This is a genomic window from Alteromonas lipotrueae, from assembly GCF_019249255.1.
Lineage (GTDB): Bacteria > Pseudomonadota > Gammaproteobacteria > Enterobacterales > Alteromonadaceae > Alteromonas > Alteromonas lipotrueae.
In genome coordinates this window covers 619,993-641,558 of the sequence record NZ_JAESDJ010000001.1, presented here as the reverse complement: position 1 = coordinate 641,558, position 21,566 = coordinate 619,993, and the positions used below count along the sequence as shown (strand labels likewise).

Below are 21,566 nucleotides of genomic sequence, written 5' to 3'. Positions count from 1 at the left end.
TTTCGTTGTTCGGATTACAGCCCTGATTTAAGGCTGGCTTCGATAAATTTATCCAGGCCACCATCTAGCACGGCCTGAGTGTTGCGTGTTTCCACGCCAGTACGCAAATCTTTAATACGAGAGTCGTCTAGTACGTATGAACGAATTTGACTTCCCCACCCGATATCTGACTTGCTGTCTTCCATCGCTTGTTTCTCGGCGTTTTGCTTTTGAAGCTCGTACTCGTAGAGTTTCGCTTTCAGTTGCTTCATCGCCTGATCTTTGTTTTTATGCTGCGAGCGGTCGTTTTGGCACTGCACTACAATACCTGTAGGTTCATGAGTAATACGTACCGCTGAATCTGTTCTGTTTACGTGTTGGCCACCCGCGCCAGATGCGCGGTAAGTATCAATACGTAAATCTGAAGGGTCTATATCAATATCGATATCGTCATCCACTTCAGGATAAACAAACGCTGATGAAAACGACGTATGACGGCGGTTACCTGAATCAAAAGGTGACTTACGCACTAAGCGATGCACGCCCGTTTCGGTACGCAACCAACCAAAAGCATATTCCCCTGCAATACGCAAGGTGGCACTTTTAATACCTGCGACATCGCCATCAGACACTTCAATAAGTTCGGTCTTAAAGCCGTGGGCTTCCCCCCAACGAAGGTACATGCGAAGGAGCATATTCGCCCAGTCTTGCGCTTCTGTACCGCCAGAACCAGATTGAATATCAATATAACAATCGTTGGCATCATTAGGTTGTGAAAACATGCGGCGAAACTCAAGCTTTTCAAGTTGCTCCAGCAGGCCTTCTAGTTCTTTGTTGGCCTCATCGAAAGTTTCTTCATCTTCTGCTTCAACGGCGAGTTCAAGCAAACCTTCAACGTCTTCGGTGCCCTGCTCAAGGTTGTGAATCGTTTCTACAACCAGCTCTAAGGCCACCTTTTCTTTGCCTAACGCTTGTGCGCGTTCAGGCTCGTTCCATACCTCGGAGCTCTCAAGCTCTCGGTTAACTTCTTCTAAGCGCTCTGACTTTGCATCAAAGTCAAAGGTACCCCCTAAGCGCGTCGGTGCGCTCGCGGATATCTTTTATCGCATTGGTAACGGGGTTTACTTCAAACATAGTCCGCGTATCAACTGTAAAATAAGACCGCGGATAGTACCGAATTTGGACGAAATTTGATAGAGGTTAACGAAATAAAAGGCAGGTTTTCAGGGTATTAGTTTCACTGCCTGTCTAATCATTAGAAACGCGCCATAAAAGGCCGAGAATGACGCCTTTAGTAAAGCAAGAAAACTGCCTGAAGTTAACTATTATTGGTTTTTCTCATAAATTGAAATCCAGCCCAGCCCGCCATTGCGCTTGCGCTGGTTAAGAAGGTGCCCCAAGCCCAATCCACTACAGTAATAAACAGCGTAAAACCTTCAACAATACTGTAGTTGGTTAGGTTATAAGCACCATAACTGGCGAGCCCAAGCAACGCTCCATCAATACCTGCGTAGTAAAGTGGTTTATCTATGTTCGCCACTACGGCTAATACAAAGACAACAAAACCATACATTAAATAGAACACCACCCAAGGCCAGGTAATATAGTTTTCCCTCAGTAAGCTCGCCATTTCAGTGGTATACCAGTCTCGGGCTATCCACCCTAGCCATAACGCATCTAGCACACCAAAGCACAATAAAATGGCCAGTATCGAAAGCATAATACTGGAAGAAAATACAATGATTTTTTGTAGCATGAACTCGCGTTCCATTCATAAACTAGCGTTAGGTTTTCAGTTTGTCATGTCTATGAATAAAATAGCAATATGAAAAATTAGTACCTTCACAACACTAGTTCAATCTTACCGCTAGATAGCTAACTTTCCCTTCAGATGATTGGGGCAGAAAATATAAACCGCCGAACAAAAAGTACTGAGTGCCATTGATTTTAACTGGCTTCGCACCTTCAGGAAGTGCATCATAATGCTTAGCTGCTTCATACACAGCGGTTTCTACTCGCGACCACTCTACAGGTGCTTTCACTACGATATACTCACCATCTATTCGTTTGTAATACACCCCTTCTACAACATAGTAGGTTTTCCCATCGACAAAAATAGTATCAAGATGATCAGGCAAGGTGTGAATGATGACACCAGGGGGTGGGATCACTACCGTAAAATCGCCTCCCATTTTGCGATAATACACACCATTTCTATATCGATAGTCTATGCCTTGGTGACGAATGAAAGCTGCGTCTTTAGGTAAATGTCTCACTCTATACCCCGGCTCATATCGCGGAGATGCAAGCACAGCAACAGCAACGCCCGCCGCAATGCCCGCACCTATACTTACTGCTGCATTTCCACCGTGAAAGCCGTCACGCGCACCGCCGCCATGCAACGGCGCCGCACATGCACTTAGTAGGATGATTGAGCAGAATATGGGTATTAAGTATAGGTTCATAAAGTATTACTCCCAACAAATTAAGAGTACGGCGACAATGCCGTGTACTTAGTTATATGGGGGTATAGACCAATACAAGAACAGATCTTCTTGTACCTTTACCTAACATTTACTCAGCTTATCCCTTTTACTCACTCGTCCCCGACATGGCGATATCAACCGCACTTTTTCCCATAGTTTGTTCACCCACATATTTGGAGTCGAATGCGGGTCTAGAGAATATCTTTCTAACTAACGGTTCAAAGTGTGATAGTGGTTTTGTAGGGTAATCAGGATCGAAGGACGATTGATCCCACTTTTCACAAAAATCCACACAGGCTTGATACCAAGGGTGATCTTTTAAATACTCGCGCTCATTCGGATCACCCCCTAAAAAATGGGCGTAATAAACGTTTTGAAATAACCCATGCTGGTTAATAATCCAGGTCACTTCAGGTCGTACATAGGGGCGTAAAATTGAAGCCGCATATTGCGAATGATTGTGCGGCGCTAAGTCATCACCAAGATCATGAATAAGTGCCGCTACTATCATTTCCTCATCGGCGCCATCGGCTTCAGCACGAGTTGCTGATTGCAGTGAGTGTCCAAGTCGTGAAACCTGATAGCCCGATAAGGTGTTCTCTAAATTTTTAAGCGCTTCCAAAATTCTATCGGGCAAGCCTGTCGCGTACTCATCTTCATGTTTGGTAAGAAACAAATACTCTTCTTTTGTTCCGTCTTTCATCTGGCGAAATTGAACAGTTTCCATCACTTACCTCTTATCTCTGCTGTTTCTGCTGTAGACTTGGTATTAGCTATTTTAAACTCACCGTTCGTACTTTTTGTTTCTAGTTCATCGTTGGTACGGGCTGCACGATGCTTTCTTTTAAGCGCGTTGTAACGGCCTTTTGGTGCATCAATATCGATGTATGCGCCCTGCAAATGACGAAGCCCTTCACTGGGATCAAACCCTGTGCGACCATGTAACACTCGGGTATTGTGAAACATCTGCAGCTGACCTGGCTCCAATCTGAAGCGCCACTCGTATTCAGGCGAACACAACAACTGCCCCAAACGTTTACGGGCACGATGAAAGATAACCATTTCGTCTTCGGGTAAAAGCGGCAGGTAATCCAATCGCGGACTATAGGCAATACCGGTAATTCTGCCACTAGAGTCAGACTCAATCATGGTTCGTCTTTCTATCAAATCAACATCACTGTCGTAGTGGCGATAACGAACAGGAACTTTGCAAAGCAAGGCGAAGCCTTCCGGATCTTCTTTTTTCAACTGTTCAAGTACAGACAAACTGTCAACCAATGTCGACAAGCCTTCTGTAGTCTGATTCTCCAAACAATGTAGAAGCTGAATGCCTGGCATAGGATTCCTATAAGGGTTGTCAGTATGAGGCCCTAAAGGCACTGAACGATAAGCAAGATCGTTTGAGTTAGGACGGGTGAATACCTCGAAGTACTTACCGAAGTTAGTTTCTCTAACATGGCCAAATAGGTTTGCTACCTCCAATACTGCGTCAGACTCAGTAGGCACGTTATCAACAATAAGCACCCCGTAGGTTAAGAATATTTCTATTCCTTTAATTAACCCCTGTTGTGATTTCAATGTGGCGAGATCAATATGAAATAATGATTTATCCACGTCGCTTTTCCACGATATATCGTTAGGCGCACCGTCCCAAACGTCGAAATCGGCAGCGAACTCATTTAAATCGTACTCACCTGTATACCCGTCGCTAAACGTAAGATTAGCTAACCGATTGTGCTTCTTTTCTACCTTAATCAGCGATACACCCTCATCCAATTGATGTGGGTCGAAAAAACGCTGTTTGGTGGTTTTATCTAGGCTTGCTGAATCTTGGCAACGCTCACGTAGCCACAACGCAGGTAAAGGATAGTGTTGTCCATTTACAGTCGCTGAAACGGAAGCATTCGCCTCATTGATAACATAGTCTATTTGCTGCACGAGAATCTCCCTTAAAAATCAACGGGAGGAGTATCAAGTAATCATGGTTTATATTACAGTAGCAAAGCCTTATAGCTAACATGCAAATTAGTAATAATGAAAGAATCTGAGTTACCGACACTTAACGGCTTATTGTGTTTTGAAGCTACAGTAAGACATGGCTCTATGACATTAGCAGCTGAAGATCTTGGTATAACACAGCCTTTGGTGTCCCAAAGAATTCGCGCACTGGAAGATATAGTAGGGGGAATTTTAATTGATCGCAGTAAGAAACCCGTTACACCTACCATCGAAGGACTTAAGTATTACAATGAGTTAAGAGGCTCTACATCATCTATTTTGCGTGCTACTGATAACGCACGAGAAGATTTTCGAGAAACAAAAACTAAAATATCTATTAATGCATATTTCGGCTTCGCATTTCATTGGATAATGCCTAGGCTACAACGTTTACAACAAGCCTTTCCTGATTACCTCTTTGAAATCCAACCAACCAATAGTTTAAGTGATCTTACTACTGCACATGCAGATATCTTATTTCATTTCTCATCAGAAATTGGTAAATATCAGTTTGAAAAGATGTTAATTCCCGAAGAGGTTTTTCCGGTTTGCTCACCCGATTTCGCTGTTAAACACGGTTTAAAGCCAGGCCATATGCTTAGTGACCTCAGAAACCTTCCTTTACTGCATAAAGATGTAGATGATTTTAGGTGGTTAAATTGGCAACGCTGGGCACAAGCATTAAATGTGAAGCCTTCTTCTAGCCCAATTTCATTTCGTTACAACAATTACCCCCTTATTGTTGAAGCGGCCATTGGTGGACATGGCCTTTGCTTAGGCTGGGAAGGGTTAATTAACCCCTTTATCGTTGATGGGAAACTCATTCAATTAGGGCCACGATTAAAATCGGAAATACGAGGGTATCAGATTTGCTCAGACCAATACGCTAACTTTGCAATAGGCAATGTAATCAGGTGGTTTATCAAAGAAACAGAGAAGGACTAGGCAATGAGCGAATGTTATTCGCTCATTGCCTAAAAAGAAATGCTACAAAACGTGAGCGGTCATTTTCATCGTTAATTCAGCGGTTTGTTTACCCAAATTTTTAAGTTGTTTAATGGTTTTCGCGTCGGTCACTACGCCATTGTCATCCATTAAGGTATTCACTTTGGCTACAGCAAGTTGTGCAGGTAACACCGTAACGCCTATGTTTGCCAGCAGCATGCGTAAAACCACCAGTACTCTCATTCCTCCCAGGCCACCAGCGGAAGCAGCCATAATCCCTGCCGTTTTACCTTTGAAAGCCTGCATGGGTTTATCGCCCTCTTCCATTCGACTAGCCCAATCAATAGCATTCTTAAGCAATGCGGGGTAACTCGAATTGTACTCTGGAGAAGCAATTAAGAAACCATCATGTTCAGTTAACAGCTGCTTGAAGGCTCTCGCATTTTCTGGCACACCAGACACTTTTTCTTCATCTTCATTAAAGATAGACATGGGGTAGTCGGCTAGATTGATGACCGTAACTTCAGCCCCCGACTCCCGCGCCCCTTCGGCCGCAATACCGAGTATAGCTTGATTAAAGGAGCCGTTTCGTGTGCTGCCAGCAAAAGCGAGTAGCTTCGTCATAATATAAATTCCTGTATTGGTGCCATTACAAATTTAACGTACCGTTGCGAGTTACATTACTACATTATTAGGCAAAAAAATGCGAATACCTAGCCTGTTAATTAAACATTACTGTAAAATGGTTCCCTACTCTATGAGTAAACATGTCGTGACGCACTCAATAAAATTTAGTTAAAGCAATACTTTAATCATAGTTAACGTTTTTATAGTATTGTTACTATACTTACTCAGATTGTCAGTGTGTTTTGAAAATCACGTACTGCTCAATAAGGTTATACACTACGAAAAAACGTTTCTTTTTCGTAGTCACCTTCGTGAAATGGATTTAGAAAAATTACATGGCGTACCTTTTTCAGACATTGCAGTCGAGAATAATTCTCCTCATCATTATGGTTGCCCTACCAGGGTTGATTGGCGTTTTTTACGACTCATATGTTGAAAGAGAGCGCGCTATAGAAGCGGCAATAAGCCAATCGGTTAATACCGCCAAGGCAACCTCGAAATTTCAATCTACGCTAATTGATAAAACACGTATTTTTCTACAAAACCTATCCAGTTTCGACGCGGTTAAAAAGCCGAACTCCCAAACATGCAGTGCTTTTCTTGCCGATGTACTTAAGGTAAATAGTAACTATATTAACCTTGGTGTACCAAGGGCAGATGGCGAACTACTGTGTAACGCCCGCCCCATGAAAACACCCGTAAACGTCTTCGATCGCCCATACATTCAAGAGGCGCTAGCTACACGAGAATTTTCGATAGGTGAGTTTCAAATAGACCGAGCAACTAACCTTACCAGCGTGAATTTTGCTTATCCGGTAATGAACGCCACAAGCGATACTGTGGTGGCGTTAGTAGTAGCGGTTATCTCACTGGAATGGTGGAGTGAAACACTCTCAGAGTCTCATTTACCCGATAATACCGTTGCTTACATTACCGATAGCGAGAATAAAATTGTTGCCGCATATCCGACCAACAATAACCTCTTAGGGACCCCATTACATATCTCCAGCACAGCAATAGAAAACTCAAATACTGCATTTGATAATAGCGCTTTTATTAGTAATGACCCTTATGAACGGGTATATGTAAAACGCCCATTATTTGAAGATGGCAAGCAAATAAATATTACGGTGGGCATTCCTCTTAAACACGCACTTGAAATTATTAATGAGCGTCTGATTAAAACGGCCGGTATTTTGACCGCGATAGTCATGTTACTTGTGGGAGTCTCTGTATGGGGCGTACGAAGAAACGTACTAAAACCAATTCGCACCTTGCTTCAATCAACTAAAGCCCTTGCTGAAGGCAAAGACGTAAGCGACGCACCTCTACATGGTAGTGTCGAGTTGGTTAAATTACAGCAACGCTTTACCTCTATGGCAAAAACACGGTTAGAGGCAGAAAAACGGCTTATCGATAGCCAAGCTTCCTTACTGGAAAGTAAAAATATATTAGCAAGTCATATCGAAAATACACCTTTAGGGTGCATTGCCTGGGATACTCAGCTTATCTGTACCGATTGGAATAAATCAGCAGAACATATTTTTGGCTACAAAAAAGAGGAGGCGATTGGTAAACATGCCTCGGATCTCATTATACCTCCTGAACTTCGAACTGAAATAGACGACGCATTCGCTCAATTGCTGAAGAAAAAGGCGCCAAAGCGAAAAATAAATAAAAACGTTACCAAATTACGCCATACCATTATCTGTGAATGGTATAGCACACCCATTCTTGATCTGACTGGCAATGTAATAAGCGTAACCTCATTAGTTCAAGATATTACTAAGAATAAGCATTTAGAAGAAAAGCTTAAACTATCAGCAAGTGTTTTCTCTCACGCAAGAGAAGGAATTTTTATCACAGATAGCAGTGCTAACATTATAGATGTGAACAAAACCTTCGTTGATATAACAGGCTATAAGCGAAATGAAGTGTTAGGTAAAAAGCCCAGCATGTTCAAGTCGGGAAAACAGTCTCCCGAGTTCTATAGACACCTATGGGCATCTATTATCAGTAAAGGCTATTGGGCAGGAGAAATTTGGAACAAACGTAAAAATCATGAAGTTTACGCTCAACTATTAACCGTGAGCGCAGTCAATGACGATGAAGGCAATGTTAAGAACTATATTGCTATATTTAGCGATATTTCTGAAGCGAAAGAACAGCAATATAAATTAGAGCATATGGCACATTATGACGTATTAACTAATTTGCCTAACCGCTCGTTGCTTGCTGAGAGATTAGACAAAGCACTGGCCCAATGTAAATCTGACAGAGGGTTTGTGGCAGTAGCGCTACTCGATTTAGATGGTTTCAAAGAAATAAATGATAACTTTGGTCATAGTGTAGGTGACGAACTACTTGTCATTTTGGCCCATCGCTTAAAAGGAACTCTACGAAACAGCGATACCATTTCACGCTTTGGTGGAGACGAGTTTGTTGCGGTATTGGCAAACCTAAAACAACCCCAAGATTTTGCCGCTATCGTTAAGAATATGCTCAGAGTAGCATCTGATCCGGTTAAAATTGGTGAGCATCAACTTAAAGTATCTGCCAGTATCGGAGTGACTGTATATCCTGCAGATAATACCGATGCCGACCAGCTTATCCGCCACGCCGACCAAGCGATGTATGTGGCAAAACAGAAAGGCAAAAATTGCTATCACCTTTTTGATATAGAGTCTGAAGACGCGATAAAAGCCCGCCATGAAATACTCCAGAGCATAGCGAAAGCCCTAAACAACAGAGAGTTCGTGCTTTACTACCAGCCGAAAGTAAATATGCGCACCGGAGAAATTATTGGCGCAGAAGCCCTTATTCGCTGGAAGCATCCCGTTAAAGGCATACTCTCCCCTGCATCTTTTTTACCTTTTATTGAAAATCACCAACTCAGTATAGACATTGGCGAATGGGTTATCGAAGAGTCATTGCAGCAATTTAGTCGCTGGAAGCAATTAGGCGTGCATATTCCCATTAGTGTGAATATTTCTGCGTTACAGATACAGCAAAGAAACTTTCCTATTCGCTTATCTCGTCTGCTGGCTAAAGTACCCAATGTTCCCCCTGAAGCGTTTCAGTTAGAAGTATTGGAAACCAGTAAGCTAGGTGATATCAAGAAAGTAGCGGAAATTATGGATGATTGTGTAAAGCTTGGTGTGACTTTCGCCATTGATGACTTTGGAACAGGTTATTCCTCTCTCACTTATTTAAGGCGATTGCCGGCAAAAGTCATCAAGGTAGACCAAACTTTTGTGCGTGATATGTTAATCGATCCTGAAGATAGAACCATTGTAGTGGGGGTAATAGCGCTAGCTAAATCGTTTAACCGCAGTGTTATTGCTGAAGGGGTGGAAACCATTGCTCATGGTACATCACTGTTAGAGTTGGGCTGCGAGCTGGCACAAGGATACGGGATTGCTAGGCCTATGCCCGCCACAGAAATGCCTGACTGGATCGCACATTGGTCCACTAAAACCGAGTGGAAATCTCCTACCCCACAGCTTCTCGATAACGAGGCATAAAAAAGGCCAACACGAGTGCCAGCCTTTTTAAGTACCAACATAGGCATCGCATGCTGATTATTTGCATTCGCAAATATTCAGTCGATACGCTTATGCTATCTGAATTACATTTTTTCCAATGTTTCTATACCAAGTAAGTTCAATCCTTGGCTTAACGTGTTGGCCACAAGTGCTGATAAGGCCAGACGGCTATCTCGCACTTCCAGTTCAATGCCGTCTTTTAACATTGGGCAGGCTTCGTAGAAGCTCATGAAGGCGCTAGCTAGTTCGTACAAGTATGTACACAACACATGTGGCGTGGCATCACGTGATACCAAGCCTACCACCTCTTCAAACTGCAATAACAGAACCGACAATGCGTGTTCTTGTTTTTCAACAATATTGATATCTACTGGCATGGTTTCAATAGCAACACCTGCTTTTCTGAATAAGCTTTTAACCCGCGTGTAAGCGTATTGCAAATACGGGGCAGTATTACCTTCGAAGCTCAACATGGTGTCCCAGTTAAACATATAGTCAGTGGTACGGTTTTTACTTAAATCGGCATATTTTACTGCGCCGATACCTACTTTACGAGCAACTTCCGCTAATTCGTCTTCTGATAAGTCGTTGTCACGCTCGGCAATCAATTTACCTGCACGTTCTACTGCTTCATCTAATAATTCAACCAGTTTAACGGTACCGCCGGTACGGGTTTTAAACGGCTTACCATCACTGCCTAACATCATGCCAAATGGGCAGTGTTCATAGCTTTGGGTGGTTTCCATAAAGCCGGCTTTACGACCTACTATTTCGGTTTGCTTGAAATGTAGCGCTTGGCGAGCATCAGTAAGAATAAGAGTTCTGTCGGCGTTTAACGTACCACTACGATAGCGCATGGCGGCCAAGTCTGTGGTGGCATATAAATATCCGCCACCGGATTTTTGTACAATGTAAACCGCAGGATTGCCTTCTTTGTCGGCCAACTCAGGAATAAATACTACTTGAGCGCCTTGGTCTTCTACTGCTATACCTTTTTCTTTTAACTCGCTTATCACGTTAGCTAAATCGTGGTTATAGGCAGACTCACCCATAATATCAGCACGGGTTAAGCTTACGTTTAATTTCTTATAAACGTCTTCAGAGTGTGCAATAGACACATCAATGAATTTTTCCCACAAGCTCAGACATTTTTCATCACCGCCTTGAAGCTTAACCACGTATTCACGGGCACGATCGGCAAAGCCTTCTTCGTCATCAAAACGCACTTTGGCTTCACGGTAAAAGTCTTCTAAATCGGATAACGCCGTTTCAGCAACTTCTTGTTCCAGTTTGTCTGACAAATGCGCCAGCAACATACCAAACTGCGTACCCCAGTCACCCATGTGATTTTGGCGAATGACTTTATGGCCTAAAAACTCTAATACCTTCACCACAGCATCACCAATAATGGTGGTACGTAGGTGCCCTACGTGCATTTCTTTAGCTAGGTTTGGAGAAGAGTAATCTACCACTACGGTTTGCTCTGGCGATTTCGCTACGCCAATGCGTGGGTCGTGTAGCGCTAGCTCACACTGATTTGCCAGCCACTCGTTGTTCAAATGGACATTGATAAAGCCAGGGCCAGCCACTTCTAGTTTACTGGCTACATCGTCAAGTTTTACAATCTCAACAACCTTTTCTGCAATATCGCGAGGCTTTTGTCTAAGCTGTTTTGCCAACGCCATTGCGCCATTGAATTGATATTCCCCAAATTCAGGACGAGCACTGCGCGATACTGGAATAGGTGCGTTTTCAACACCCATTGTTTCTAAAGCTTCACTAAATCGATTAATTAATAATGCATGTATATTCATAGTTGTTCTTTATCTTAATTTTCGCGCGTGTTTTTAAATTCGATGTCTGGAAAACGTTCTTGAGACAGCTGTAAGTTCACTCTAGTAGGTGCGATATACGTAAGATTATCGCCACCATCTAGTGCAAGGTTTTGCTCCCCCTTGCGGCGGAACTCATCCAGCTTTTTCTCGTCTTTACAGTACACCCATCGGGCTGTATTTACGTTAATGTGCTCGTACAACGCATCAACATTGTATTCTGCCTTCAAGCGGGCGACGACCACATCAAACTGAAGCACACCTACCGCACCTACAATTAGGTCATTATTGGCAAGTGGCCTAAATACCTGTACTGCACCTTCTTCAGAAAGCTGGATAAGGCCTTTTAACAATTGCTTCTGTTTTAGCGGATCTCGCAATCGAATGCGCTTAAATAATTCTGGTGCGAAGTTAGGAATACCACTGAAGCGATAGTTATCGCCTGAGGTGAAGGTATCGCCAATTCGAATGGTACCGTGGTTATGCAGGCCAATAATATCTCCCGCATACGCCTCTTCAAGCAAGGCTCTATCGCCGGCTAAAAAGGTTAATGCATCAGAAATACGCACGTCTTTACCAAGTCGTGAGTGGCGCATTTTCATGCCCTTCTCGTACTTGCCAGACACAATACGGCAAAACGCGATACGATCGCGGTGCTTAGGATCCATGTTCGCCTGTATTTTGAATACAAAACCACTGAACTTGGTATCTGTCGATTCAACTGGGCTTTCGTCGGTCTCACGGCCTTGGGGCGCAGGTGCCCATTCAACCATGCCATCAAGCATATGATCGACACCAAAGTTACCCAATGCGGTACCGAAAAATACTGGCGTAAGCTGGCCGTCTAAAAAGAGCTCTTTATCAAAGTCATTTGATGCACCGCGCACAAGCTCTAGCTCGTCACGTAAGGTTTCAGCTAGGTCGCTGCCAATGGCATCTTCAAGTTCAGGGTTATCTAGCCCTTTTAAGATACGAACGTCTTGAATAGTGTGCCCATGGCCACTTTGATACAAAATGGTTTCATCACGATAAAGGTGATAAACCCCTTTAAAGCTTTTACCGCAACCGATTGGCCAGGTAATAGGTGCGCAAAGAATATCGAGTTCGCTCTCAACCTCATCCATCACTTCTAGTGGATCGCGAATATCGCGGTCGAGCTTGTTCATAAAGGTTAGGATAGGTGTGTCACGTAAACGAGTGACTTCCATCAACTTACGGGTTCTATCCTCTACCCCTTTCGCGGCATCGATAACCATTAAGCAAGAATCTACTGCGGTAAGCGTACGGTAGGTATCTTCCGAGAAATCTTCGTGTCCGGGCGTATCAAGTAAGTTAACCAGATGATCGTTGTAAGGAAATTGCATTACAGAGGTAGTTACAGATATACCACGCTCTTTTTCCATCTCCATCCAATCTGATTTAGCATGTTGGCCAGACTTTTTACCTTTTACCGTACCTGCAGTTTGCAGTGCGTTTCCGAACAACAGTACTTTTTCAGTAATTGTGGTTTTACCCGCATCTGGATGCGAGATAATAGCGAATGTTCTTCGCTTATTGATTTCGTTAAGAAAATCGGCATTTGCCATGAAAAATCGGTCCCGTTTCGTACCCGTAGTGGTACTTCAGTCTTGAGTATTTACTCGCTTTGCTTAGTGACCGTCTTACTGTCGCTACTTGCTTTTACCTACAAGATAACGAAGGGACACCAAGCATCACGCCTTCCTCTTTGAAGCCTTAATTGGCCCCCAAAAAGTGGAAAGCATTGAGGGAGTATAAAAATGCCGCTTATTATACATTTGTGGCAGCTAAAAACACGCTCTGCGGACGTTTTTCTACTAACTCACAGTCAAATACTGCCAGATGGATAAATTCTGCATTTAAGTGGTGATGAAAGCGGTGATGGATGTGCTGATGAGCCTACTCTTAAAAGCAGTGATAAAACGGGGATAAGCGCACTGGCGTAAGCGATATTAACATCAGGCGGTGCAACCTGTACCAAACAACTTGCGCCGCTATTTTCCATATTGAACATATGCCAAATGCGATATGCCGGATACAGATTGTTTTCGCCTAGAAAAATAGCAATAATGAAGAATTATTTTTGTCACTTTTGATAAAGTTAGAATTAATAAATGAGTGTTAATGCCAAAACCGAAGATATCGAAGCCTTTGTTGCCGTTGTAGATACTGGCAGCTTTTCTCGCGCATCTGAATTGCTCGGCCAGCAAGTGGCTAAAGTGTCTCGCGCTGTGGGGCGTTTAGAAGGTGTGCTTAATGTCACCCTACTCAATCGTACCACCCGCCGATTAGAGCTAACCGAAGAAGGGTTAGTCTATTTACAGTACGCCCGTGATAGTTTGAATTTGTTAGAAAGAGGCGAAGAAGCGCTACGTTTGCTAAACCAAAAACCTTCTGGATTATTAAGAATAGATGCTGCAAGCCCCTTCGTGCTGCATCAGATAACTCCGTTGATAGGCGAATTTCGGGAAGCGTATCCACAAATAAAACTCGATATCACCAGTCACGACAATATTATTGATTTACTTGAACACAAAACCGATATTGCCATTCGAATCGGTGACCTTAGCGATTCTAACCTACATGCAAAAAACTTGGGGCGAAGCGCGCTTCATATAGTGGCAAGTCCAGAATACCTCTCTAGCTCGAACGTTGATGTTGCACTGTCTTCATTGAGCAAACATCGACTCATTGGGTTTTCCAGTAGCGCAAGCTTGAACCGATGGCCTTTATCAGAAGAGGTTAAACTTAACTTCGATTTAAAGGCATCTAGTGGGGAAACCATTAGGCAACTATGCTTGGCAGGCCAAGGTATTGCCCTACTGTCACACTTTATGGTGGCAAATGATTTAAAAAACGGAAAACTTGTCAGCGTATTAGGCAAGCACTTACTTACACCAAACAACCGAGAACCTGTACAAGCGGTGTACTACCGAAACAGTGCAGTATCTTCACGCATCTCGGCTTTCTTAGATTTTATACAACCACGCCTCACGCTATAGCGACTTCGTTTTAGTACAGGTATAACAGAACACCAGCTTATTTGTTCGCCCTGTTTACCTATTTATTTAGTTTGCCCGGGCACCTTTGATATCAATTTTTTTAATGCCGACTTTGGTAACGCATTGAGGGTCAGCGCACAAAGCATAACGGTGGCGCCAACAATCACCATTGGCAGCAAGATTTCACCCAGTAAAAGCACCGAGCTTACGTAACCAATGATAGGCGTAAGTGTGCTGATAAGCACTATACGCTCAGGCGGAAGCTTTGGCCCAGCAGACACCATAAGACCAAAACCTAAACCGGTGGCAATTGGCCCAATATAAGATAGCGCCAACCAACCTCGCATGCCGTATTCAGCAAAGTTGGGGACACCCTCAATGGCACACGCAATCGCTAGCATTACCACACCGGCCAACGCGAATTGCCAAAACACCGCATCGATAACACTGCCATGCCATTTGTGAAATGATACTCGCCTTATAGACACTGCCCACAAGCCTGAAGCCAATAGCATGCCAAACAAAGGTAACCAAGCTCCAGGCTGGCCCGACGCGAACAGAATTAAACCTACGCCAATTGTAGAGACACTCGTCAGTACAAAACGTTTTGCTGCTGGTCGCTGTCGATACCACACCGTATCAATCACCAGCATCCACAGTGGCGTGGTGTAAATCAAAATACTCGCGGTACCGGCGGGAATATACTGTAAGCACACCGTAATTAACCCCATAGAGCCAATAAACTGTACCATCGCTACCGTAAAGATGACAGCGCGGTCGGGGCGTGAAAAAATAGGTAATCGTTTTTTGGTGATAAACACGAACAAAGCAATAACAGGCAACGCAAATAATAGCCTAAGTGCTACCATCCAATATGCACTTACAGAATCTAAACCTAGCTTCATTGCAGGCCAACTTAAGCCTAAACACAACACCGAAACAGTTAGCATTTTAATGCCTTTTGCTTGAACTGACGAAGGAGGCAACGCAGAAGACATATTTGATACCTATAAGATGAAAAAGCGTGTGCTATTTCACTAAAATAAAAACGGTAAGTGAAATTTCACTGAGCCGCGCAATATACGTGAATTACGCAAAACCGGATATAGACCTTAACGACATAATTAGGGGCCTTGTCGCGCATGAGAGCCAAGGTAACTAAAGATTAGGTTAAGGTAATAATATTGCCACAGACAATAGTGTGCGATGGCCTTGTTGAATGGGCGTAACACTATGGCTATACAAATCAGGCCTAAAGAAATATACCCGATTAAATAAGTTAAAAATAACCTTGTCGGCACAAAACACCCCACCTACTTTTGGCTGCTTCAATACCACATTAAACTTATAGTACTTTCCTTCGCTAACAGGGTCGTTGTGTCTCATTACTCGGTGCCCTTCAGGGTAGGTCACCAGATTAATTGCAAACCTTTTAAATCGCACAATCTCCCGATTGATAACCTTTGGCATTTATCCTCTTTAGTTAGTTTTAACAAAGTAAATATTGGGTGGTATTGTCTCAAAAAACAGATATGGAACGTAAGTGTACAGGTAGATCGAGAAGGTATAACTTGTGCGATTGTGTGTTCTGTTTAGCGTGTTCTGTTTAAAAGGAAGCCTTCATTATTTTGGCGTCTTCTTTACTCGTAGCCGTTTGGTAATAGCCTTTTCTTACTTCGATATGTTCAAAGCCAGTATTTTCGTAAAGGTTAATTGCCCCCACATTACTGGCTCGAACTTCTAACCACATTGATGTCATTCCGTTATGCTGAGCGTGCTGTTTAACGTACTCCACTAACGCCCGCCCTATCCCTTCTTGGCGACAACATTTGTTTACTGCAATATCCATTAAGGTTGCTTCATCTAGAACTTCAAGCACCAATGCATAGCCTACTACTTGGTCGTCCTTTATGGCAAGGACACCAAAATAAGGGGTAGTGGTGCAATCAACGAATGTTTCAAAAGACCAAGGTTTAAATTGGGACGCTTCGTGAATACCGTAGGCTTGCGCTAATGCGCCCGCACTACTTGTATCTGAAATTAATTGGATATGCAAAATAGACAACCGAGTTAGGGAATTTAAAGCGCTTCAGGCGAACTTGCATTGTTGGATAAAGCACAAAGCATTTTCCACAGCTGCTTTTGTATTGCCGCCGTTAGCAAGTGAGGCGCTGAAGGCAAAACGATGCCATCGTAAGTTACTGCTACAGCTTGCCCTATCTTTACCTGAGTACTGGTTAATGATAGCTGGAGATACGCTAGCGCAACATCTAAGTCTTGTAGCCACTGTTTACCCTGTAATCGCTGTACTTGGGTTAATTCAACCATAGCAGCTGTTCCACTTGAAGCAGAATTGGATGAAAAGCTGGATGATTGGCTCGATGAATTAATAGACTCTGATTTTAATACATTCTTGCTTGCGGTGTTTGTTACAGATTGCGGTGCCGCTGACGACAGTGATTGCGCTGACGGTTCTGCTCGCGAACCGCTGGCGTTCTGGCCAGCTGCTTTAGTTTGGCCAGAGGCTTTGGACGAGTCTGATGATACCTGCGCACGAAGTTGTGCCAACCGACTTTGCTTTTCTTCATTAGAAGGCATAGCTGGTGAATGGCTATTAGCCGTTGCAAAAGAAGCATTGGCAGAGCGCTTACTAGCAACATTAGCCGCAACTGAGCTCGAGTTTTCATCTTGCAGCGATGACTGGTTCACCCATACAGGGATCCCCATTTCTTGCAGCACAGCACGCTGAAAAGTAGAAAGCGACATAAAATCCAACCTCGTTTAATTACTTAACATTGTATAGTAACGAGAATAAAAATGGCAGATACAGAATGATTAACTTACTGAATTTAACTTAGCTTAAGAAAAGTAAATGATGATAAAAGTGAATTTAGAAAACGAGAAGGGAAAGTGGCAGGGGTGGAGGGACTCGAACCCCCAACCATCGGTTTTGGAGACCGCTGTTCTACCAATTCGAACTACACCCCTAGCGCGCTGTGCATTATACGGATGACATTTAAAAGGTAAAGCATTTTTCTACTACCTTATGCACTACCGCTTATTAAACAAACAAAGCGCTGTGAAAACAAACAAAAAGCGTGTATTACCCTGCATTTTGCTTATTACCCTCAAGCGCTGCCAGCCATAAATCGTTAGTCATGTTAACAATTTCCCTGTGAAGATGAACTTGCGCTAGCACCTCATCCTCATCTTTACCAACTTCTTTTGCATAGGCGATGGCTAATGCCTGTATTTCCGCCTCACTCATTGCGTTAATCTTTGCACATCCTGCTACATCGAAATAGCGATTACCCATGGCTGAGTATTCCCAATCAACAATAAAAGGAGTGGAATCGCGAACCACGTGATGAGCAAGTAAGTCGTTGTGACACAGTACATAGTCATCTGTATTGCCTTCACTTTCCACTAAACTTGCACGAAGTTGAATAGCGCGTTCGAAAAGTACATCTCCCGCTTTTAACCCTGCGGTATGCATATAGTGTAACCAACGAGAAAATAAATTGAGTGGTCTAGCAGTAATTGGCAGCCCGTGGACACGGGCAAGTACTGATGCTAACGCTTCGGGAGAACGAATACTGGGATGAGGATCGGCTTCCTCTTCCCATTGTTCTACCCAAATTAATTCATCGTCGCTTAACCAAATAGGCTTTGGCGCAATGCCTCGCTCTGCAAGTTGCTGTTGCAAAACAAATTGATGGAATCTGTCGATGCCACTAAATGCATCTTCTCCCACCCATTTAACGGCAAACCCACGATCATGGTCTTTGAGATGGTACACCTGATTTACCAAGCCTGCGGGGTGACGTTCCACTGTGGCTGAATCAGATAAATTAAGTGCTTCTTTCAAAAGCGGAATGATAGTTTCCGGTTTCATCTTGCTTATTCCACTGTGCTAGCCATTGTAGATACCCAAAAATAGAAAATCCTACGTACCCAAGGAACAAGCATGCTGATAATGCCATCCCCACTTGAAAGTATAGAAAAGCGGAGGCCAAATTAATAAAAAACCAGTAAATCCAATTTTGTAGAACTTTGTGTGCCACCATAAAAGTGGTAATTACACTCAACAAATGGATACTCGCATCTAGCAGTAAATGATCACTATTAAATTGGGAAGTCACTAATTGAGATAATCCCCACGCACAGCACAACAGCACAGGGACTATCGTAAGATGTATCCATAGCGGCCATGAACGTACCGGCTTCTCTGTCCCCTCGTCCCCCCCTTTTGACCACTGATAATAACCATAGCCCGCCATTATCATATAGAAAAAATTCAGCATGGACTGGAACGGCAACGTCACCTGCCAAAACAGCCAAGTATAAATAGCCGTGCTGGCGAAGGCACAAAGCCAACACCAGCTGTTCTGCTTAGCCGCCAGCAGCACATAGGCAATGGCAAGCACTACCGCCAACCATTCCAGTGTTGATGTAGCTGCTATCTGCGACAAAAACTCAGTAAAAAATGCACTCATGCTTCAGCTTTTCTGGCTTGCTTATTGGCCTGCATGGCATCGTAGTTTAAAAACTTAGCCACAAAAATTGCCTGCCCGACCTCTTCGTGAGTTCGCTGCATTTCCTTACCAAGAATAGCCATCACATGTCCGTAATCACCGGATACCTGCGTGCTGGTAGAAGTCGTTAATACGCCAATATTACCGTAGCTATTCAAGCGATCGATAAATTGTTGGATAGGTTCTATGTATTCCCCCACTAGTGGGTATAGCGATAGCTCAACCATGACTTGCATAGCGTACTCCTAGAATTCGTATTTAACGGTAACGCCGAACTGTCGGCCATTACCTAATTGATAGTATGGTTCTGCAAACGCATACTCATCACGAGGGTCGTTACTGAATCCACCAAAACCTCTGGTGTAATACTCATTGTCGAAGGCATTTTTAACCCACACGCTGGTTTGCCAATTATTAGAAAACCATACAATTTCACTGTTCACTAACGTTGTCGAAGGTGCTTCTACGTCATGCCCATCAGAAAAGCGGTAGCTATCTTTAAAATCGATATCAATACGCCAAAGCACATTATCAGTGATGGATAACTCACTAAATAAGTTAGCTGTGTATTTCGGCGCTTGTGCTTGGCGCTGTTTTTCAATCACAGTGCCATCGGTCAGCGTATAATCTTCAAAGGTTGCATCTAGGTAGCCTACACTCATGTTCATGGTCCAGTTTTCATCTACCAGCCAACTTAACTCTAGTTCAGCACCTTTATTAGTGCCTATATCGGCATTATCTATAATGTCGATAAAATCAGGTGTGCCGTCTTCTCGAATTTGAACATCAAAATTACTCACTTGCGTATCGTCCCTATCCATATAGAAAAGGGCGGCTCGCATGGTAAGTTCAGGCATTAACAAAGGCCCCTTAACACCAAGCTCGTAATTCCAGTTGTATTCTTCATCAAAGAAACGCTGCTCATCTGATACGCGTTCGTCAGGGTTGTACCCTGCCCCTTTGTAGCCGCGAGAAATACTGGCATAGTAAAAGTGGTTCTCGGCGGTATACTGCAATGCCACTTTCCCGCCTGTCATCGTAGTATCATGACTACTTTCAAGGCCATTGTTATCTGAGTAGTCAAAACCATAGTTTTCTACACGTAACCCTGCCACTAGCGTTAGGCTCGTGGTGAGCGTAGATTCAGTCTGAAAATATACCGCTTTGGTAGTGGGTTCATACACACTGGTAAAATCACCTGATGCATAGGTGTACTCACGTAACAAATCTTCTTCGCTGGTTTTGTAAAACGCGCCAAGCGTCCAAGCGGTCGCGCCATCAAATAACGCGGCACTGTCTGATGATACAAAGCGTACTTCTGCAGTTTGTGTGTCTACATCACGGAAATAAGCGTCGAATGAGGTATACCCGAAAGGGTGAAAACCTTCATAAGTCCAATCTTCGTCATATCCATAACCAATATTGTGTGATGCATGAGTGGCGATGAGAATGAAATCACCGCCATTAGTCGAGGTAGTAGATTTCGCACTTACCGCATGAGTTTGATGGGTGTCAAAACCTGGCTCATCAGATAAGGTCTGATTATTATTATCTAATGAAAACGCATCATACCCATTGTCGATGTCATACCAACGATATGTCAGCGCCAAGGTACTTCTTTCGTCAATAATTCCAGCAATACTGATGCGCGCGGCGGTTTCATCGAGATTATTGGTATCATCACGCTTTTGCTCAATGCCGTTACTGTTAACCACGGTATTTTCTACAAAACCATCACTACGGTTATGCATTAGTGCTACGCGATATCCCCAGTCCTGGTTGATGTCATCACCTGTAGCCACTTCCACCCGATAACTATCTTTGTTACCAGCTCTTAATTCAACATAGTCAGCGCCTTCTGAACCTACAGGCGTACTAGAAAGCTTTACCGCGCCTGCTAACGCGCCGGAACCAAATAAGGTGGCCTGAGGGCCTCGGTACACTTCTAGCTGCTGTGTATCAAAAATAAGCGCCGCTGCCGCTAGACCAGAGAAATCAAATTCGTCAACGATGAAACTAACAGAAGGGTTAATAGGCTCTACAAATTGACTACGTTCACCGATACCGCGTATTTGCACAAAGCGCCCACGAGAAGCGCCTGCGGCAAAATTCACGTTCGGCACACTGTTTAGCACACTATCAATATGGCTAGGCTGGCGACTGCTTAAGCGCTGAACGCCCAAAATGGTCGCACTGGCACTTAGTTGGTCTAATACGGTTTCACGAAAGTCTCCGCTAACGACAATACGTTCAACGTCTTCAAGTTGTGTTTCTTGTTCATTGGTTTGCGCATTAGCACAAAGCGATGCAGCAATTAAAGAAAGACAAAATATTGGTTTTTGCATGGGATCTCTTATTCTTTTCTAAGAAAAAAGATCCGGGTGTACGGCAGGTGATACGACTATGTGGTCAACCATCCCTACGCCGGCATTATCCGGATCAGGTGTAAGGGTTCTCACAGTGTTGATGTGAATCTCAGTCCGCGGTACAGACACCCCTTGGTATATGCATTCAGTTAGAATACCGAATACAGCGAGGAGTCTACCAGTTACGCCAAAACCGTCAAGATATTAAACGGTTAACTTAGCGTACCAGTAAA

At 43.5% G+C, this 21,566-nt stretch carries 20 protein-coding genes, 1 tRNA gene and 1 riboswitch; of the genes, 3 read left to right on the top strand and 18 right to left on the bottom strand.

Annotation, left to right across the window (positions count from 1 at the left end):
• Window positions 1–14: 14 nt before the first annotated feature.
• From prfB to KYS23_RS02725, 5 genes are all read right to left on the bottom strand, one after another.
• Window positions 15–1,113, bottom strand: a protein-coding gene (gene prfB / locus KYS23_RS02745; protein WP_126871927.1) for a peptide chain release factor 2 whose coding sequence is annotated in 2 segments (ribosomal slippage) — window positions 15–1,037 and window positions 1,039–1,113 — 1,098 coding nt in all. Because the reading frame shifts where the segments join, the coding sequence is not laid out codon by codon here.
• Between the two features lie 184 nt (window positions 1,114–1,297).
• Window positions 1,298–1,735: a DUF2177 family protein gene (locus KYS23_RS02740; RefSeq protein ID WP_159529546.1), complete on the bottom strand. Its 438-nt coding sequence runs from the start codon at window positions 1,733–1,735 to the stop codon at window positions 1,298–1,300.
• A gap of 94 nt (window positions 1,736–1,829) precedes the next feature.
• Complete coding sequence (locus KYS23_RS02735) at window positions 1,830–2,444, bottom strand: DUF6515 family protein (RefSeq protein ID WP_218395463.1); 615 nt, start codon at window positions 2,442–2,444, stop codon at window positions 1,830–1,832.
• Between the two features lie 127 nt (window positions 2,445–2,571).
• On the bottom strand, window positions 2,572–3,192 hold the full coding sequence (locus KYS23_RS02730) for an HD domain-containing protein (protein WP_159529542.1): 621 nt from the start codon (window positions 3,190–3,192) through the stop codon (window positions 2,572–2,574).
• Window positions 3,192–4,403 carry a TauD/TfdA family dioxygenase gene (locus KYS23_RS02725; protein WP_159529540.1) on the bottom strand — a complete coding sequence of 404 codons (1,212 nt, stop codon included), beginning with the start codon at window positions 4,401–4,403 and terminating at the stop codon, window positions 3,192–3,194. The genes KYS23_RS02730 and KYS23_RS02725 overlap by 1 nt, the downstream gene beginning before the upstream one ends.
• 96 nt (window positions 4,404–4,499) lie before the next feature.
• On the opposite strand from KYS23_RS02725, the gene KYS23_RS02720 reads away from it, so the two are divergent.
• Window positions 4,500–5,408 (top strand): LysR family transcriptional regulator, encoded by a 909-nt coding sequence (locus tag KYS23_RS02720; RefSeq protein WP_218418006.1) that lies wholly within the window; start codon window positions 4,500–4,502, stop codon window positions 5,406–5,408.
• A 42-nt stretch (window positions 5,409–5,450) separates the two neighbouring features.
• Here KYS23_RS02720 and KYS23_RS02715 read toward each other — a convergent pair whose 3' ends face one another.
• Complete coding sequence (locus KYS23_RS02715) at window positions 5,451–6,032, bottom strand: NADPH-dependent FMN reductase (protein WP_159529536.1); 582 nt, start codon at window positions 6,030–6,032, stop codon at window positions 5,451–5,453.
• A gap of 338 nt (window positions 6,033–6,370) precedes the next feature.
• Here KYS23_RS02715 and KYS23_RS02710 point away from each other — a divergent pair, with 338 nt between their 5' ends.
• Window positions 6,371–9,559: an EAL domain-containing protein gene (locus KYS23_RS02710; RefSeq protein WP_218395465.1), complete on the top strand. Its 3,189-nt coding sequence runs from the start codon at window positions 6,371–6,373 to the stop codon at window positions 9,557–9,559.
• Window positions 9,560–9,663: 104 nt separating this feature from the next.
• Here KYS23_RS02710 and argS read toward each other — a convergent pair whose 3' ends face one another.
• The 3 genes from argS to KYS23_RS02695 form a co-directional block, all read right to left on the bottom strand.
• Window positions 9,664–11,394 (bottom strand): arginine--tRNA ligase, encoded by a 1,731-nt coding sequence (gene argS, locus KYS23_RS02705; RefSeq protein WP_159529532.1) that lies wholly within the window; start codon window positions 11,392–11,394, stop codon window positions 9,664–9,666.
• Between the two features lie 14 nt (window positions 11,395–11,408).
• Window positions 11,409–12,998: a peptide chain release factor 3 gene (gene prfC, locus KYS23_RS02700; protein ID WP_218418005.1), complete on the bottom strand. Its 1,590-nt coding sequence runs from the start codon at window positions 12,996–12,998 to the stop codon at window positions 11,409–11,411.
• Window positions 12,999–13,258: 260 nt separating this feature from the next.
• Complete coding sequence (locus tag KYS23_RS02695) at window positions 13,259–13,435, bottom strand: hypothetical protein (protein WP_218418004.1); 177 nt, start codon at window positions 13,433–13,435, stop codon at window positions 13,259–13,261.
• A 109-nt stretch (window positions 13,436–13,544) separates the two neighbouring features.
• Between KYS23_RS02695 and KYS23_RS02690 the strand changes: the two genes are divergently transcribed.
• The gene (locus KYS23_RS02690; protein ID WP_218418003.1) at window positions 13,545–14,432 is read left to right on the top strand and encodes a LysR substrate-binding domain-containing protein; all 888 of its coding nucleotides are present in this window, start codon (window positions 13,545–13,547) and stop codon (window positions 14,430–14,432) included.
• Window positions 14,433–14,494: 62 nt separating this feature from the next.
• Here the strand turns inward: KYS23_RS02690 and KYS23_RS02685 are convergent, their stop codons facing one another.
• The 9 genes from KYS23_RS02685 to KYS23_RS02645 form a co-directional block, all read right to left on the bottom strand.
• Window positions 14,495–15,430, bottom strand: coding sequence for a DMT family transporter (locus KYS23_RS02685; RefSeq protein ID WP_159529526.1), 936 nt, complete (start codon window positions 15,428–15,430; stop codon window positions 14,495–14,497).
• Window positions 15,431–15,602: 172 nt separating this feature from the next.
• Window positions 15,603–15,902 carry a 2OG-Fe(II) oxygenase gene (locus tag KYS23_RS02680; RefSeq protein ID WP_218395471.1) on the bottom strand — a complete coding sequence of 100 codons (300 nt, stop codon included), beginning with the start codon at window positions 15,900–15,902 and terminating at the stop codon, window positions 15,603–15,605.
• A 136-nt stretch (window positions 15,903–16,038) separates the two neighbouring features.
• Window positions 16,039–16,488, bottom strand: coding sequence for a ribosomal protein S18-alanine N-acetyltransferase (rimI, locus tag KYS23_RS02675; protein WP_159529522.1), 450 nt, complete (start codon window positions 16,486–16,488; stop codon window positions 16,039–16,041).
• A gap of 23 nt (window positions 16,489–16,511) precedes the next feature.
• Window positions 16,512–17,198 (bottom strand): hypothetical protein, encoded by a 687-nt coding sequence (locus KYS23_RS02670; RefSeq protein WP_218418002.1) that lies wholly within the window; start codon window positions 17,196–17,198, stop codon window positions 16,512–16,514.
• 145 nt (window positions 17,199–17,343) lie between these two features.
• Window positions 17,344–17,420 (bottom strand) — tRNA-Trp (locus KYS23_RS02665).
• A gap of 115 nt (window positions 17,421–17,535) precedes the next feature.
• A complete protein-coding gene (locus tag KYS23_RS02660) occupies window positions 17,536–18,327 on the bottom strand; it encodes a phosphotransferase (RefSeq protein ID WP_159529518.1) in 792 nt (263 codons plus the stop codon).
• On the bottom strand, window positions 18,284–18,928 hold the full coding sequence (gene pnuC, locus KYS23_RS02655; protein ID WP_159529516.1) for a nicotinamide riboside transporter PnuC: 645 nt from the start codon (window positions 18,926–18,928) through the stop codon (window positions 18,284–18,286). The genes KYS23_RS02660 and pnuC overlap by 44 nt, the downstream gene beginning before the upstream one ends.
• Window positions 18,925–19,203, bottom strand: coding sequence for a hypothetical protein (locus KYS23_RS02650; protein ID WP_159529514.1), 279 nt, complete (start codon window positions 19,201–19,203; stop codon window positions 18,925–18,927). Before KYS23_RS02650 ends, pnuC begins: the two co-directional genes overlap by 4 nt.
• Window positions 19,204–19,212: 9 nt before the next feature.
• A complete protein-coding gene (locus KYS23_RS02645; protein ID WP_218418001.1) occupies window positions 19,213–21,312 on the bottom strand; it encodes a TonB-dependent receptor in 2,100 nt (699 codons plus the stop codon).
• A 54-nt stretch (window positions 21,313–21,366) separates the two neighbouring features.
• A riboswitch (TPP riboswitch) is annotated at window positions 21,367–21,476 on the bottom strand.
• Between the last annotated feature and the right edge of the window lie 90 nt (window positions 21,477–21,566).

Excerpts from the sequence above, each read along its gene's own strand:
- prfC (WP_218418005.1), bottom strand. The coding sequence starts at position 12,998 with ATGGCAAATGCCGATTTTCTTAACGAAATCAATAAGCGAAGAACATTC.
- KYS23_RS02740 (WP_159529546.1), bottom strand. The coding sequence starts at position 1,735 with ATGCTACAAAAAATCATTGTATTTTCTTCCAGTATTATGCTTTCGATA.
- KYS23_RS02715 (WP_159529536.1), bottom strand. The coding sequence starts at position 6,032 with ATGACGAAGCTACTCGCTTTTGCTGGCAGCACACGAAACGGCTCCTTT.
- KYS23_RS02685 (WP_159529526.1), bottom strand. The coding sequence starts at position 15,430 with ATGTCTTCTGCGTTGCCTCCTTCGTCAGTTCAAGCAAAAGGCATTAAA.
- KYS23_RS02720 (WP_218418006.1), top strand. The coding sequence starts at position 4,500 with ATGAAAGAATCTGAGTTACCGACACTTAACGGCTTATTGTGTTTTGAA.
- KYS23_RS02670 (WP_218418002.1), bottom strand. The coding sequence starts at position 17,198 with ATGTCGCTTTCTACTTTTCAGCGTGCTGTGCTGCAAGAAATGGGGATC.
- KYS23_RS02710 (WP_218395465.1), top strand. The coding sequence starts at position 6,371 with ATGGCGTACCTTTTTCAGACATTGCAGTCGAGAATAATTCTCCTCATC.
- pnuC (WP_159529516.1), bottom strand. The coding sequence starts at position 18,928 with ATGAGTGCATTTTTTACTGAGTTTTTGTCGCAGATAGCAGCTACATCA.
- KYS23_RS02660 (WP_159529518.1), bottom strand. The coding sequence starts at position 18,327 with ATGAAACCGGAAACTATCATTCCGCTTTTGAAAGAAGCACTTAATTTA.
- KYS23_RS02650 (WP_159529514.1), bottom strand. The coding sequence starts at position 19,203 with ATGCAAGTCATGGTTGAGCTATCGCTATACCCACTAGTGGGGGAATAC.
- KYS23_RS02695 (WP_218418004.1), bottom strand. The coding sequence starts at position 13,435 with ATGGAAAATAGCGGCGCAAGTTGTTTGGTACAGGTTGCACCGCCTGAT.
- KYS23_RS02680 (WP_218395471.1), bottom strand. The coding sequence starts at position 15,902 with ATGCCAAAGGTTATCAATCGGGAGATTGTGCGATTTAAAAGGTTTGCA.
- KYS23_RS02645 (WP_218418001.1), bottom strand. The coding sequence starts at position 21,312 with ATGCAAAAACCAATATTTTGTCTTTCTTTAATTGCTGCATCGCTTTGT.
- KYS23_RS02730 (WP_159529542.1), bottom strand. The coding sequence starts at position 3,192 with ATGGAAACTGTTCAATTTCGCCAGATGAAAGACGGAACAAAAGAAGAG.
- KYS23_RS02735 (WP_218395463.1), bottom strand. The coding sequence starts at position 2,444 with ATGAACCTATACTTAATACCCATATTCTGCTCAATCATCCTACTAAGT.
- KYS23_RS02690 (WP_218418003.1), top strand. The coding sequence starts at position 13,545 with ATGAGTGTTAATGCCAAAACCGAAGATATCGAAGCCTTTGTTGCCGTT.
- argS (WP_159529532.1), bottom strand. The coding sequence starts at position 11,394 with ATGAATATACATGCATTATTAATTAATCGATTTAGTGAAGCTTTAGAA.